The organism is Ferrovibrio sp., from assembly GCF_029255545.1.
Lineage (GTDB): Bacteria > Pseudomonadota > Alphaproteobacteria > Ferrovibrionales > Ferrovibrionaceae > Ferrovibrio.
The window spans coordinates 1-13,063 of the sequence record NZ_JANLJJ010000064.1 but is presented as its reverse complement, the minus strand read 5'-3'; the positions used below and the strand labels follow the sequence as shown (position 1 = coordinate 13,063).

The following is a 13,063-nucleotide window of genomic DNA, read 5'->3' as shown; positions in this document are numbered from 1 at the left end:
GCGCCTTCCGGCCGCGCCGGAAAAACCCGGTTCGCGGTTATCGGCAGGCGGGAAATCTTTCCGGCCGGCATCTGCGATGCGGCGCGCCCCATAACGAGGATGCCGCTGTCGCGAGCGCCAGCCGGCCGCGATCAGCCCGGATAAAGCCTCCGGAAACCTTCGGTGACCTTGGCGAGGATTTCGGGGTCGCGTTTCTTCCAGTAGCGCGGGTCGCGCATCAGCCCGACCAGCTGCTCTTCGCTCAGCGTTTCGCCGCCGCGTTCGCCCATGGCCAGTTTCGGATCACCGCCCTGCATCATGGTTTCCAGCGCAACGATGCCTTCATAGGACGAGGCCAGCGCGGCAAAGACCGGCTCCGGCAGGTTGCGTTTGCCCCAGGCCTCGAGCGCGCGCGCCGTTTCGGCAAACCGCGCTTCGCTGCCGTAGCGCTGCACCAGTTTTTCGCGTTCGCCGCGGTAGCGGAATTCGCCGGCCAGGCGATGCAGGTGCGGCGCCACATGCTCGCAGGCCAGGTCATAGACCAGCTGCGCCTGGGCCGGCGTGAAACCCGCTTCATGCAGGCGGCGATTCACGTCCGGATCGGGCAACAGCGCCGGATCCTTCAGGGCGATCTCGTAACCATCCGGCGAATCCGGCACGCCCATCGCCTGCAGGAAGCGCTGGCGGCTGTCGTCGTCGGCATCCTCGCCCGGCACGCTGACCGTGCCGGCCAGCTTCTGCTCCAGCGCGCGATAGGATTTCAGCAGCAGATCGACGCGCAGCTCGCCGCTTTGCGGATCGCGGAATTTTTCCGGAATCGCGTCGCTGCCTCCCTCGCTGCGCGCTTCGCTTTCAAGCAGTGTCGTCATGATGCCGTCCTTTCGCTGATCCCTGAATGTTCCAGTGTGTGTCAGAGCGCGCTGCCCAGCTGGCCACGCGCGACGAGTTGCGCGATGTAGGCCGCCAGATGGCGCTGGCCTTCCAGGTGCCGCAGCTCGGCCTCGCTGCAATCGGGCGCCGCGCGCCGGTCGATGGTGATGCGCCGCAGATGGCCCAGCACACGCTCGCCATCATTGCCGCGGAAACAGCGCGCGAAGGCGGCCGCCAGATCGTCATTCTCGATAGCGGGTTGAGACATCGCGCTCATACGCTGGCCCCCTGCTGGATCGCCGAGTTCTGCAACAGCTGCTGCAGCATCTGCTGCAATCCTGCATCCGCCACGCCAGCCGCCTGATCAATTCCGGGCTGGCCCTGCGGCTGTTCGCCGGCCTCAAGCAGGAATTCACCCGGCACGCCAAGCGTGCGGCCAAGCCAGCGCGCCACGGCCATGGCATCGACGGCCTGCATCGCCTGCGGACCCAGCATCTGAAGCTGCTGCAGCCAGTTCAGCGTGCTCTGCACATCGCCCTGGGCCTGCAGCCGTGCCAGCGGCGATTGCAGCACCAGCGCCACCTCGCGGCCATCGAGGGCAAAATGCGGGATTTCGCCGCGCCGCTGCAGGATGGCGACGGCGCGGTGCAGCAACGGCACCAGCAATTCGGCCTGCAGGCGGCCGAAGGTGGCGCCGAGCTGCCGCGCCATCTCGGCCGAACGTTCCAGCACTTCGGTCGCCGTCATGCGCGGCGCGTCGACCTGGCCGAGGCGATCGGCCAGCAGCGCATGGCGGATGCGGCCCCGCAGGTCGTCGAGCACCAGTTGCGAGATATCGAAGCGGCCGGGCGCCGCCAGGGGCGTCAGTCCCGAAGAGCCCACGGCCTTGGGAATGATCGCGCCCGGCACCAGCTTCACGTTGGCCGGGTTCAGCACGCCATCGTCATCGGCCTGCCAGATGCCGGTGACGGCGATGGAGGCATTCTTGAGTACGAGTTCGACCACTTTATTCGCGGTCTTGATATCGGGCAGCGCCTTCATCACCGGCGAGCGGCCATAGGTTTCGCCCGGCGCCTTGAGCCAGCGAAAAGCGATGAACGGCGCCTGATCGAAGCGGCCCTGCGCCAACAGGCTGGCCGCGTCATCGGGCGCGGCATCCTCCAGCAGGGCGGCATAGGCATAACCCTGCAGCGGCAGCGGGGCGGGCACCACGCATTCCAGCAGGCCGAGGCGGGCATCCGGCTCGCGCTTGCGCCGCTCGGTGAACCAGGCATGCTGCTCCAGCGCCGGATGCCGACGCGCCAGCAGCTCCAGGCTGAGCTCCTGGCGACGGAACACCGTGTCGAGCCGGCCGCCAACACCTTCCTCCAGCACCAGATCGTTCAGCGGCACGGCGGCGAAGCGGAAAGCGCTGGGCTCGCCCAGTGGCGCTTCCTCGCAGGTCAGGCAGGCGGAACCGGCAACCACGAGATCAAGAAACGCCTGATGGATTTCCACGCTGAAATTCGAGCGGTCGAACTGCGCCTGCAGCACTTGCGCCGCCTTGTCGAGCTCGGCCGCCATTGCGCCCTGCTGCTCTGGTGGCATGTCGCGGCCGGGTTGGAAGCCGAACCAGCGCGACCAGGGCGGCGTGAGCTGCGACAGCAGGCTGCCGGCCAGCTGTTCGGCGGCATCGGCGGCGGTGGCATCAAACAGCCGCTCGCCGCCCTGCTGTCCGGGACGGCTGCCGATGCTACCGGTGCTGCCGGGACGACGCGCCGGCAACGCATAGTCGTAGCAATCCTGCCACAGCGATTCCCAGATGCCGCGCTGGCTGCGCGCCCGCTCATACCGGCGGCGCAGCGCCTCGGGCTGCAGATCATCGGGCAGCGCAGAATCGCGGGATGCGGAAAGATGAGGGACAGGCAAAATGGAGGCGCGGGTCATGGCATCACTCGCCCAGCAGGCGCTTCGGGGCCGCGCCGGTCGCCTGGGCCTGATCCACGCCGCGCCAGGAGGTGGCGATGGTTTCGGCCTGGGCCCGGCGACGGCGTTCGCGGGCCGCCTTCTCGGCGATCTCGGCTTCGCTTTCCGTCGGCGCCGGCTCGGGCAGCGGGGGTGGCGGAGGCGGGGCCGGCGGGGGAGAAGACCCGAAAATACCACCCATGGGGGCAATCCTTTCGCGGAAATGTTTGATAAATGTTCCTATCGCAGAGAGATATAGAACAAATTATATACATCGTCAAGGCATATTTTCCGCAACTCATGAAAAAGTTCCCATGGCGTTCTTACGCGCCAGCTATGCAGGCCCACCAGCCGTTTTATGGTCTCGACACAGGAAAACGGCAGCGGCGGCGCCAGGCGTCGCGGCGGTTCAAGCACCGGCACGGTGAGTGCGCATTGCCCCAGCCGGCGCAGATGCGCCGCCAGGTCGGCATCCCGGCTCCAATCTGGAAATCCTTTTATTTCAAGACGATGCGCCAGAGGATCGAGTCCCACCCAGCCCTGGTCGAGGGCCAGATAGGCAAAGCAGTGGCGAAAACCGGGCTTCAGCCGACGCAGTTTGGCCAGGCGGGTTTCCTCGGCGAACACCACCACGGCCCGCGCCGGCAGCGGGCCGGGCTCTGCCGTTTCTGCGAGTGAGGCATAAGGGGGATAATCCGATTCCGCTGTCATTGGCCCAAGAGCCCGATGCCGCACATTGCAGAACATTCATACAACACCCGCAACCCGGTATCTTATAATTCACTTTATGTTCTAGTGTCAAACCCATTATCAGAGAATATTCCTGTAGCCAAATCGACCAATTTGTAAGACGATCTTCCCATGCTGACTCACCGGGCGATTTGGGCCGCCATCGACGGCCTGGCCGAACGTTATGGCCTCACTGCGTCCGGCCTCGCCCGCAAGGCCGGGCTCGATCCCACCACCTTCAACCGCAGCAAACGCGTCTCGCGCGACGGCAAGCAGCGCTGGCCGTCCACGGAATCGATTTCCAAGGTGATTGAGGCCACCGGCGCCAGCGTGCCGGAATTCATGAGCCTGCTCAGCGATGGCAGCCCGATGCCGAGCGCGCATCGCATTCCGCTGATCGGCATGGCCCAGGCCGGCAATGCCGGCTATTTCGACGATGCCGGTTTCCCCATCGGCGAGGGCTGGGAAAAGGTGCCCTTCCCGCAGATCGACGACCCGCAGGCCTATGCGCTGGAGATCACCGGCGACAGCATGCTGCCGGTCTATCGCGACGGCGACATCGTGATCGTGTCGCCGGCCGCCAATGTGCGCCGCGGCGACCGCGTGATCGCCAAGACCGTGCAGGGCGAGGTGATGTGCAAGATCCTCGCGCGCCGCACCCTGACGCGGATCGAACTCTCCTCGTTCAATCCGGCCTATCCCGACCGCAGTTTCGACGTGCCCGACATCGCCTGGATCGCCCGCATCGTCTGGGCGGCGCAGTAGCGGCGATGACGGATACCCTGCAGTCGGCCATCGCCCGCCTGCCGGCGCTGGTGGCCGGCGGCGGCGTTGCCTGGTGGGCGGAAGGCGGCCGGATCGAGAAACTTTCGCCCGATGCCGCCGCGCGCCGGGCGCGGGCCACGCCGCCCCTGCTGGTGCATGGCCGCGCGACGGCGACGCGGCTGGGCATCGAGCCCTTCCCCGCTTTCGACCTGCTTGATCTGTTCGCCTTCGTGCGGCCCGCGAAATTCTGCCTGCCGACGCCGCATGGCCTGCTGGCCCGCATCGGCCTGGATGCCGCCGATGATGAAGAGGCCGCACAGTATTTGCAGGAAGCGGCGCTCACCCTTTTGCATGAACTGCCGCAGCAGAAACCACGCGCCTTGCGTCGTGCCGCGCGACTGGCGCAGACGTTGCAAAAGGCCGGCTGGCCCTGGGCGCCCTATCTGCTCGCCGCGATGGGGCCCGAAGCTGCCAGTGTTCCCGCCAGCGGCTTCGGCGGTCTGGACATATGGCAGGAACTGCCCGAATGGGTGGATTACGCGCCGCCACCGCCGCCCGATACACAAAGTGTTTCACCCACGGAAGCGCGTGAACGCCTGGCACGCCTGCTGGGCACCGCGTCAGAGCTGCGCGAATCCCAGGCCGATTATGCTGCCACGGCCGCGCAGGCTTTTGCGCCGCGCGAGATGATCGGCATGCCCGAGCTGGTGCTGGCCGAAGCCGGCACCGGCATCGGCAAGACGCTGGGTTATATCGCGCCGGCCAGCGTCTGGGCCGAGAAGAATGGCGGCACGGTGTGGCTGTCGACATACACCAAGAACCTGCAGCGCCAGATCGACCGCGAACTCGACCGTCTGTTCGCCGATCCGGTCGAGAAGGCGCAGAAGGTGGTGATCCGCAAGGGCCGCGAGAATTATCTCTGCCTGCTTAATCTGGAAGATGCCGCCCAGGGCGGCGCGGCGCGGCCGCAGGATCTGGTGCCCTTGAGCCTGATCGCGCGCTGGGCCGGCGCCACGCGCGATGGCGATCTGGCCGGCGGCGATTTCCCCGCCTGGGCCGTGGACCTGCATGGCCGCAACCGCACGCTGGGCCTGACCGACCAGCGCGGCGAATGCATCCATGCCGGCTGCCCGCATTACCGCAAATGCTTCATCGAGCGCGCCGTGCGCAAATCGCGCAAGGCGGAGATGGTGATCGCCAACCACGCATTGGTGATGATCCAGGCCGCGCAAGGGATGAACGCGGCCGAGGACGATCCGCAGAAGCCCTTGCGTTACGTGTTTGACGAAGGCCATCACCTGTTCGATGCCGCCGACAGCGCTTTTGCTGCGCATCTGACCGGGCAGGAAGCCATCGAACTGCGCCGCTGGCTGCGCGGGCCGGAAGGCGGCCGGCGGTCGCGCGCCCGCGGCCTGGCCAACCGCATCGGCGATCTGGTCGCGCAAGACGAACGTGGCCGCAATGCATTGGAAGGCGTGAACGAAGCGGCGCGCGCCCTGCCTTCCGATGGCTGGCTGGCGCGTATCACCGACGGCAATCCGGCCGGCCATGGCGAGAAATTCCTTAGCAAAGTGCGGCAGCAGATCCTGGCGCGCAGCGCGCAGCCCGACAGTCCCTATGGCCTGGAATGCCCGACGAAGGAACCGATCGCCGGCCTGCTGGAGGCCGCCGAAAGTTTTGCCACCGGCATCGAGCGCATGCTGGAGCCGATGAACGGGCTGGCGAAAAGTTTAAGCGACATGCTGGCCGACGAAACGGCGGAGCTGGACACCGCCACGCGGGCCCGCATCGAAGGCGCCTTGCGCGGCCTGCTGCGCCGCAAGCTCACGCTGGAAGCCTGGCGCAGCATGCTGCTCGATCTGCGCACCGAAACGCCGGCGACCTTCGTGGACTGGTTCGGGCTGGAACGCATCGACGGCCGCGATTTCGATCTCGGCCTCTATCGCCACTACCTCGACCCGATGCTGCCCTTCGCGGCGGCCGTGCTGAAGCCTGCCCATGGCGTGGCGATCACCTCGGCCACCCTGCGCGACATGGCGCCGGCAAAAGCCGATGCCGCGCCAGGGCAGGACTGGGCCAGCGCCGATATCCGCACCGGCGCGCGCCACCTGCCGCAGCCGGGCCGCCATGCCGCCTTCCCCTCGCCTTTCGATTACGCCGCCCGCACCCGCGTGCTGGTGGTGACCGACGTGCGGCGCGATGCGATGGACCAGGTGGCGGCGGCCTATCGTGAGCTCTTCCTGGCCGCCGGCGGTGGTGGCCTGGGATTGTTCACCGCGATCTTCCGCCTGCGCGCGGTGCAGAAGCGCATCCTCAAACCCCTGGCCGCCGCCGGCCTGCCGTTATACGCGCAGCATGTCGATCCGCTGGATAACGCCACGCTGGTCGACATCTTCCGCGCCGAAGAACATGCCTGCCTGCTGGGGACGGACGCGATGCGCGACGGCGTCGACGTGCCGGGCGCGAGCCTGCGCCTCGTGGTATTCGACCGCGTGCCCTGGCCACGACCGGATCTGCTGCACAAGGCGCGCAAGGCCGCCTTCGGCGGTCAGGCCTATGACGATCTGCTCACGCGCCTGAAACTGAAACAGGCCTATGGCCGCCTGTTGCGTCGCGCCGAGGATTACGGCGTCTTCGTCGTGCTGGATGCGCAGCTGCCTTCGCGGCTACTCTCGGCTTTCCCGCCCAGCGTGGAGGTGCGTCGCATCGGCATCGCGGAAGCCGTGGCCGAGACGCGCGGCTTCCTGCAGCAGATGCAGGCGGGTCGTGTGACGCAGGACACGCTGGAAGCCTGACCCGTCACGCTTTTGCCGCATTCTGCCGCTAGCGGGTTGCTGGCGCCGGCCGGCCCGATCCGGCATAGTGTGGCTTGTCTGTCTTTCCCCCCTTGCCCTTCCAGGAACCGATGTCGACCATCACGCCCCAGAATGCCCTGATCTATGCCATGGTGATCGCCGCGGTGGCCGACGGCAAACTGAAGGATTCGGAAGTCGCGGCCATCGAGGTGGCGGTGCGGCATCTGCCGATCTTCAAGGATTACGGGCTGGACGCGATGCGGGTCGCCACCGGCGACTGCGTCGCCCTGCTGGACCAGGATGATGGCATCGACGCGGCGCTTGGCCTGGTGAAGGAAGCCCTGCCGCAGGACTGGTGCGAGACGGCCTATGCCCTGGCCTGCGACATCGTCGCGGTGGATGGTCATGGCCGACAGGAGGAACTGCGCTGGCTGGAGATGCTGCGGCACGAGCTGGGCGTCGAGCGCCTGCATGCCGCCGCGATCGAGCGTGGCACCGGCGTGCGCTACAAGCGGCTGCCGAACGATCCGCCGCAGCGGTAGACTCTAATCCACCTGCGGCGCGTTGAAATTATAGGCGCGCTCGACCTTCGCCACGCGCAACTCGTAATGCGAATACCAGGTCTCGCGGCCCTTCTGCCGCGCGGCGGCATGTTCCATGTTGCGCTTCCAGGCGCGGATATTCTCTTCACTGTCGAAATAGGCCACCGTGATGCCGAAGCCGTCGGCGCCGCGCGTGCTTTCCATGCCCAGGAAGCCCGGCTGCTGCTGGGCCAGCTCGGCCATGCGATCGGCCGTCTTGCCATAGCCGTTATCGCCCTCCGTGCGTTGCGAGGAGAAGATCACGGCGTAATAGGGTGGTTTGGGGGTTTGGGCGAAGCCGGGTGCGGACATTGCGGGGCGGTCCCTTGCTGGGTTATTCCGCCGCCTTCTCTAGCATGCTTTGTCCCAGCGCGCTGCCTTTCGGCACGATCAGCGGAATGGCTTTCGCCCCGATGGCGATGCGGGCCGGCAGGGCGGCGACGATATCGCCATCGGCCTGCACCGGCTGGTCTGCCGGGCCATGAATCTCCACCACGCGGCCGCGCACCAGCTCGATTTCCGGCAGGCGTTGCAACTGCCCGAGCGCCAGCGCGGCGGTGGCGCGCAACGCGCCGAGGCGGCCGCCCATCCTGAACAGGCAGATCTCAAACGCCGGATCGTCAAGCCGCGCATTGGGCGCGCAGACAAACTGCCCGCCATAGAAATGGCCCTTGGCGATCACCGCCGAGGCGCAATCGTAATCGCGGCCGTCGATGCTCAAGCGATAACGCGGCACGTCATAGGCGACCAGCCGGCGCAGGCTCTCGATCACATAGGCGCCCTTGCCAAGCCAGCGTTTCAGTTTCGGCGGCAGCCCCGCCACCACATGGGCATCGAAACCGATGCCGGCCATGATGGTGAACAGCCTGTCATTCGCGAAACCCGGCCAGATCTGCGCCACCGCGCCATGCAACACGGCCTCCATCACGGCTGGCGGCTGCAGCGGCAGGCCGATTTCCATCGCCAGCACATTGGCGGTGCCGAGCGGGAAAATGCCGAGCGGCGCCGGATTGTCGGCCGGCAGGCCGTTGGCCACTTCGCCGATCGTGCCATCGCCGCCGGCTGCCACCACGGCATCGTATCGATCGGCATGGCCTTCGCCGGCGAAGGCTTCGGCATCGCCGCGTTTGGTGGTGGGGCGGAATTCGACCGCGCAGCCGGCATCTTCCAGCAGGTCGAGATAGGCTTCCAGCCGCGCGCGTTTCCGCCGGCCGGCGGTCGGGTTGTAGATCACCAGCAGGCGGCGGCGGTAATCGGGCATGGCGGCCCGCATAGCAGATTTCGGCCCCGCGCGGCAGGGATGGTTTTGTGACAGCGTCGACCAAGTCTGTTCATACTAACGTATGCTGCTATACCCGGCTTTGCACACAAATGCCCTTCTGAGCGGGATTAATTGTGCAAATTCCGCCTTTTTTGTGCAGATGAAGGTTTGAGTGAAACCCAGTATGGCGATTTTATCGATGATGGTTGTCCTAGAGCGGTTAATACATTAACGGGATTAATGATTATTCATTATTTCATAAATACATAGGCTATGTTTCCGGTTGCGATTCAGGCTTGCAACCGGTTACAAAATACGATATGTTTCCGGAAACGAGGAAGAGGTCATGTCGAAGCAGGCATTGTTAGCCCATGAGAGAGTCCGCCTGTCGCGAGCCCGGCGGCAGAAGGCTGGTCTGAAACGAGTCGAAGTCTTTATCCCTACCGATAAAGTCGGCGTGTTAAAGGCGTTTGTCGCTGACCTACGCGCGGGTTCTCAGTCGGAAGCAAGGGAGAAAGTTCGCAGTCTCATTGCGAAGGCATATCGCCAATTCCACGCCAGTTGTCTCGACAACATCCAAGTCAATCCGGCGAAGGCCGACTTTGGCGATGCTGCTGTAGTTGCTGCCGCGCTTATGCATCGTGGCAACGCAGAAGCGTACCGGCTCGGACGGGAAATTAGCGCATTAGTGAAATAATGCCGCTAACCGAACTTCAACACATGGTTATCAGGGCGCTTCGGCCGTTCCGGCAGCCTCGCGACTATGTTGGTGGCGGTGTTGCTCTTAACCAGAACTGGCCGCGCCTTTCCGACGACATGGATATATTCCATGACGAAAGAGGGCGATTACCAGAAGGCGTAAATCCGGAACTAGACGCTCTTCGCGAAGCGGGATTTCTAGTCGAAGTCACTACCCAAACCGAATGGATGGTTGAAGCCATTTTGACGCAGTATGGCTATCAAACAAGGGTGCAATGGCTGGATGATCCCGAGTCCTGTTGTAGATTCTTTCCCGCTATTGACGATGATGTTTTGGGATTTCGGCTACATCAGTCAGATGTCGCTATCAACAAAGTTCTATGTGCAGCATCAAGACAGAATGCCGCACGTGATGCGGTGGACCTAGTTAGCATCGTCCAGAATTACTGCCCGCTTGGCCCACTCGTATGGGCAATTAGCGGTAAAGATGAGAGGCACACGCCTCCGAATATTCTTCGTGAAATGCGCCGCATTACCTTCGGGTACGCAGACAAGGAGATTCGAACCGTTCGTATGGAAGACGGGAGCGAAATTAATCAAAATCAATTACGTAGCGTTCTCGGGCCGGCATTTGACGCCGCCGAAAAATACTGCAGTCAAATCGCTCCTCCGGCACTACTTGGCCAGCTTTTCGTTAATATCAATGAAGTTCCCGTAGAAGCCTCTGGCGATGATGTCGAACAAGGTCGCGTTCCCTCGATCCCCCGGCTTTTTTGCCGAAGTAAAAAGCACGCGAACAAGCTGTTCAGTTTTTCGTGAAATAATCCGCTCCCCTACTCCGGCGATGAGTGCTCCAATTAAGCATATGATTAAAAGAGTACGGCGCATTTTGCTAATTCCCTTTTATTGTAATGCTGGCCGTACATGCAGGAAAACGTCAAGACCGTATATTGGCCGCCTACGCGCCGCCAAGTCCGAATAATCGGAATAAGTAAATCGAACTATTGGAAGATTGAGTGATTAGAAGCTTGCTCACCCAATTTCAGCCAGCTTCCCTTTAGTAAAAAATTACGGGCTCAGTTATTTCGCGGGTCGCCGACCGCCACGGAGGGGCTTCGGCTGCGGTGCGCCGGGTAGGGGTTCGACGAAGAATTCGACGATCCGGACCTTGAGGACGTTAGCGAGGCGTTCCAGCAGGTCGATGCTGGAATTCACGGTGCCGCGCTCGATCCGGGCGACCATCGAGGAATCGACCTCGGCGTCCCCGCCGAGCGCCTCGATGGTAAAGCCGCGTTCAACGCGGATTTTCCGCAGATTCCAAGCAACAATCCGTCTGGCTTTCATACAGCGGAAAGCAGCAGCTTGCGCGAACCTTAAACAGGGCATATATTCCCTATAAAATAATTGACCACTCGGGAGACAATGATGCGGATCGCAACGCTGCTATGCGTGGGACTGTTCGGGTGTGCAGGATTGTTCGGGGGAACCGCTCTGGCACAGCGGACGCCTGCGAATTCGCCCGTGGAGACGCCGCTGGCACGTGTCTGGTCGGCGACGAAGATCGTCTTCCCGGCTGAGCCTGATAATTTCTTCTACAGGCCGGGGTTCACACTGGACCGCGCCATCGCTGAACACCGGCCGAAGTCGGTTCCAGCAGTCGTGTATCTCCACGACTGCGCCGGCATCGCGGTCGCGTCACCGGAAATGCGGATCATATCCGGACTGGCCCGAGCGGGCTTTGTCGTGTTCGCCCCGCATTCACTCGACCGCCCACGCGATGCCTTTTGCACGGATGCCCGCGATTACCACGCGAATGCAGAAGATGTCGCTCAGCGGTTGGCGGAACTCGAATACGTGCGTGAACAGCTTCGACAGTTTCCGTGGCTCGATCAGGCGAACGTGTTCGCCGTCGGTCACGGCCTCGGTGGGTGGGCGTTGACCCAGCTTTCGGTTTCAACCTTCCCTGTTGTGACGATAACTGGAGTCAATTGCCTTCCCGCCGAGAGTGCTAGTTTGAAATCCGGCATTGCCGCACCCGAGGATGTCGCCGTGCTGACGCTGCTCGGCAGCCATGACGAAACGCTTGCGGTAAATCTCCACGAACGGAACTGTTCGATTTTCCCGGAAATGCAACGTGTGAACCGTAAGTCGGTGTTGCTACCCGGTGTCGGTCATGACATCACACGCGATCCCGCAGCGGTGCCGTTGATTGTCGATTTCTTGAAGCTGCGAATGGTTCGGCCAACGCGGACTGTCAGAAAATAAGTTCGATTGAATAGCTGCTACGCGGGCGCCCCAACAATTGAGACTAATTCGGCGAGCTTGCCTGCGACGACGGTCATCGACGATTCTGCCGTACTCAGGCCGCTTCGCGAGGCGAGCATAGGGCTGACCTCGCGGAGAGCGTCATACGTCGTGTTGTGTACGACAGGAACGAGTAGTTCACGCGCTAGGAGTACCGAAAGCTCCTTGTCGGCAATGCCTTCTCCGCGCAGGCGGCTCAGCAGCGCGGGAGTCACCAGCACGACACCGACACGCGACTTCGCCAGTCCCTTGTCGATTTCGCGGAGCAACGGCGTGCCGAGGGCAACGTCCTTCTCGCTAAACCAGACCGAAACACGGCTTGCTTCGAGCAGATCGTGCAGTTCCTTGGCGGCTCCCTGCCGGTCGTCCCATGCGTGACAGAGGAATACGTGCCGAAGATCGGGTTCGGATGCTGCCCGCTTCTCGACGTTTTCGCGGACCGGTGTGAGCGCCAGCACCTCGGCAGGCGTGTACAGCAAGGATGACCCGGCTCGCGACCAGCGCGGCTTTACACTGCCCCGGCTGCCTCCACCGCCACCCGACGAAGACGAGTAGGACGAGGACGGGTAGGATGGGGGCGAGTAGGACGGTGGCGAGTAAGACGACCACCCGCCGCTAAAGCGAGAACGCCCACGGCATGCAGGGCAGTTCGCTGCGGCGCTGGATGAGCGATGACCTTCCACTGGTGCTGTGCATCGAGCCATGTTGCTAATGATACCCAGTACCCTCGCCGGCCTCAAGCAAGAGTTGTATGCAACTCGACGGCGCTAATTGTAGTTTCAACTAATTCTGACTAATCAAGGTCAGACTTTTTGTGCAGTTGTTCCTCTTTTTGTGCTCAGGACTGAAAATGTGCAAAGCCGCTATACCCGATTGCATGACATGGTATGCGATTCGGGCGACTTTCCTGGCCCTGCTCCTGCTGGCCGGCCCCGCCTTGGCCGAACCGGCCGCCAGCGTGCTGGATGGCGACACCCTAAAGCTGAACGGCGTCACCTACCGCCTGCATGGCATCGACGCCCCAGAGAAAACCCAGACTTGTCAAAGGGATGATCTGGACTGGCTGTGCGGACAGGCGGCTGCCGCCCATCTGCGTGGCCTGGTCGCCCGCCGCAGGGTGGCCTGCGAGGAGAAGG

General features: G+C 63.3%; 16 protein-coding genes. 7 read left to right on the top strand and 9 right to left on the bottom strand.

What is annotated here, in order from left to right; genetic code table 11:
* Nucleotides 1-131 precede the first annotated feature (131 nt).
* Genes Q1J79_RS12750 through Q1J79_RS12730 form a run of 5 tightly spaced genes read right to left on the bottom strand, consistent with a single transcriptional unit; the run spans nt 132 to nt 3,504 of the window.
* Complete coding sequence (locus tag Q1J79_RS12750) at nt 132-848, bottom strand: hypothetical protein (RefSeq protein ID WP_300300925.1); 717 nt, start codon at nt 846-848, stop codon at nt 132-134.
* A gap of 41 nt (nt 849-889) precedes the next feature.
* Entirely contained in the window at nt 890-1,117 is a 228-nt protein-coding gene (locus Q1J79_RS12745) for a hypothetical protein (RefSeq protein ID WP_300300923.1), read from the bottom strand.
* 5 nt (nt 1,118-1,122) lie between these two features.
* Nucleotides 1,123-2,775: a portal protein gene (locus tag Q1J79_RS12740; RefSeq protein ID WP_300300921.1), complete on the bottom strand. Its 1,653-nt coding sequence runs from the start codon at nt 2,773-2,775 to the stop codon at nt 1,123-1,125.
* Between the two features lie 4 nt (nt 2,776-2,779).
* Entirely contained in the window at nt 2,780-2,995 is a 216-nt protein-coding gene (locus Q1J79_RS12735; RefSeq protein ID WP_300300919.1) for a hypothetical protein, read from the bottom strand.
* 38 nt (nt 2,996-3,033) lie between these two features.
* A complete protein-coding gene (locus tag Q1J79_RS12730) occupies nt 3,034-3,504 on the bottom strand; it encodes a hypothetical protein (protein ID WP_300300916.1) in 471 nt (156 codons plus the stop codon).
* 150 nt (nt 3,505-3,654) lie between these two features.
* Here Q1J79_RS12730 and Q1J79_RS12725 point away from each other — a divergent pair, with 150 nt between their 5' ends.
* The 3 genes from Q1J79_RS12725 to Q1J79_RS12715 all read left to right on the top strand — a co-directional run bounded on the left by Q1J79_RS12725 (nt 3,655) and on the right by Q1J79_RS12715 (nt 7,624).
* Nucleotides 3,655-4,287, top strand: coding sequence for a helix-turn-helix transcriptional regulator (locus Q1J79_RS12725; protein ID WP_300300914.1), 633 nt, complete (start codon nt 3,655-3,657; stop codon nt 4,285-4,287).
* A 5-nt stretch (nt 4,288-4,292) separates the two neighbouring features.
* Nucleotides 4,293-7,082: an ATP-dependent DNA helicase gene (locus tag Q1J79_RS12720; RefSeq protein ID WP_300300912.1), complete on the top strand. Its 2,790-nt coding sequence runs from the start codon at nt 4,293-4,295 to the stop codon at nt 7,080-7,082.
* Nucleotides 7,083-7,156: 74 nt separating this feature from the next.
* A complete protein-coding gene (locus Q1J79_RS12715) occupies nt 7,157-7,624 on the top strand; it encodes a tellurite resistance TerB family protein (RefSeq protein WP_300300910.1) in 468 nt (155 codons plus the stop codon).
* Between the two features lie 3 nt (nt 7,625-7,627).
* Here the strand turns inward: Q1J79_RS12715 and Q1J79_RS12710 are convergent, their stop codons facing one another.
* Entirely contained in the window at nt 7,628-7,975 is a 348-nt protein-coding gene (locus Q1J79_RS12710; RefSeq protein WP_300300908.1) for an antibiotic biosynthesis monooxygenase, read from the bottom strand.
* A 22-nt stretch (nt 7,976-7,997) separates the two neighbouring features.
* Nucleotides 7,998-8,924 carry a diacylglycerol kinase family protein gene (locus Q1J79_RS12705; RefSeq protein WP_300300906.1) on the bottom strand — a complete coding sequence of 309 codons (927 nt, stop codon included), beginning with the start codon at nt 8,922-8,924 and terminating at the stop codon, nt 7,998-8,000.
* Nucleotides 8,925-9,270: 346 nt separating this feature from the next.
* Between Q1J79_RS12705 and Q1J79_RS12700 the strand changes: the two genes are divergently transcribed.
* Nucleotides 9,271-9,621 (top strand): hypothetical protein, encoded by a 351-nt coding sequence (locus tag Q1J79_RS12700; RefSeq protein ID WP_300300904.1) that lies wholly within the window; start codon nt 9,271-9,273, stop codon nt 9,619-9,621.
* Nucleotides 9,621-10,442: a hypothetical protein gene (locus Q1J79_RS12695; protein WP_300300902.1), complete on the top strand. Its 822-nt coding sequence runs from the start codon at nt 9,621-9,623 to the stop codon at nt 10,440-10,442. Before Q1J79_RS12700 ends, Q1J79_RS12695 begins: the two co-directional genes overlap by 1 nt.
* 261 nt (nt 10,443-10,703) lie before the next feature.
* Here Q1J79_RS12695 and Q1J79_RS12690 read toward each other — a convergent pair whose 3' ends face one another.
* The gene (locus tag Q1J79_RS12690; RefSeq protein ID WP_300300899.1) at nt 10,704-10,967 is read right to left on the bottom strand and encodes a helix-turn-helix transcriptional regulator; all 264 of its coding nucleotides are present in this window, start codon (nt 10,965-10,967) and stop codon (nt 10,704-10,706) included.
* A 177-nt stretch (nt 10,968-11,144) separates the two neighbouring features.
* Between Q1J79_RS12690 and Q1J79_RS12685 the strand changes: the two genes are divergently transcribed.
* Entirely contained in the window at nt 11,145-11,888 is a 744-nt protein-coding gene (locus tag Q1J79_RS12685) for a dienelactone hydrolase family protein (protein ID WP_300300897.1), read from the top strand.
* A gap of 17 nt (nt 11,889-11,905) precedes the next feature.
* Here the strand turns inward: Q1J79_RS12685 and Q1J79_RS12680 are convergent, their stop codons facing one another.
* Nucleotides 11,906-12,406, bottom strand: coding sequence for a toll/interleukin-1 receptor domain-containing protein (locus Q1J79_RS12680; RefSeq protein WP_300300894.1), 501 nt, complete (start codon nt 12,404-12,406; stop codon nt 11,906-11,908).
* A gap of 371 nt (nt 12,407-12,777) precedes the next feature.
* Here Q1J79_RS12680 and Q1J79_RS12675 point away from each other — a divergent pair.
* On the top strand, nt 12,778-13,063 hold a 286-nt coding region (locus Q1J79_RS12675; RefSeq protein WP_367182987.1), incomplete at its 3' end, for a thermonuclease family protein.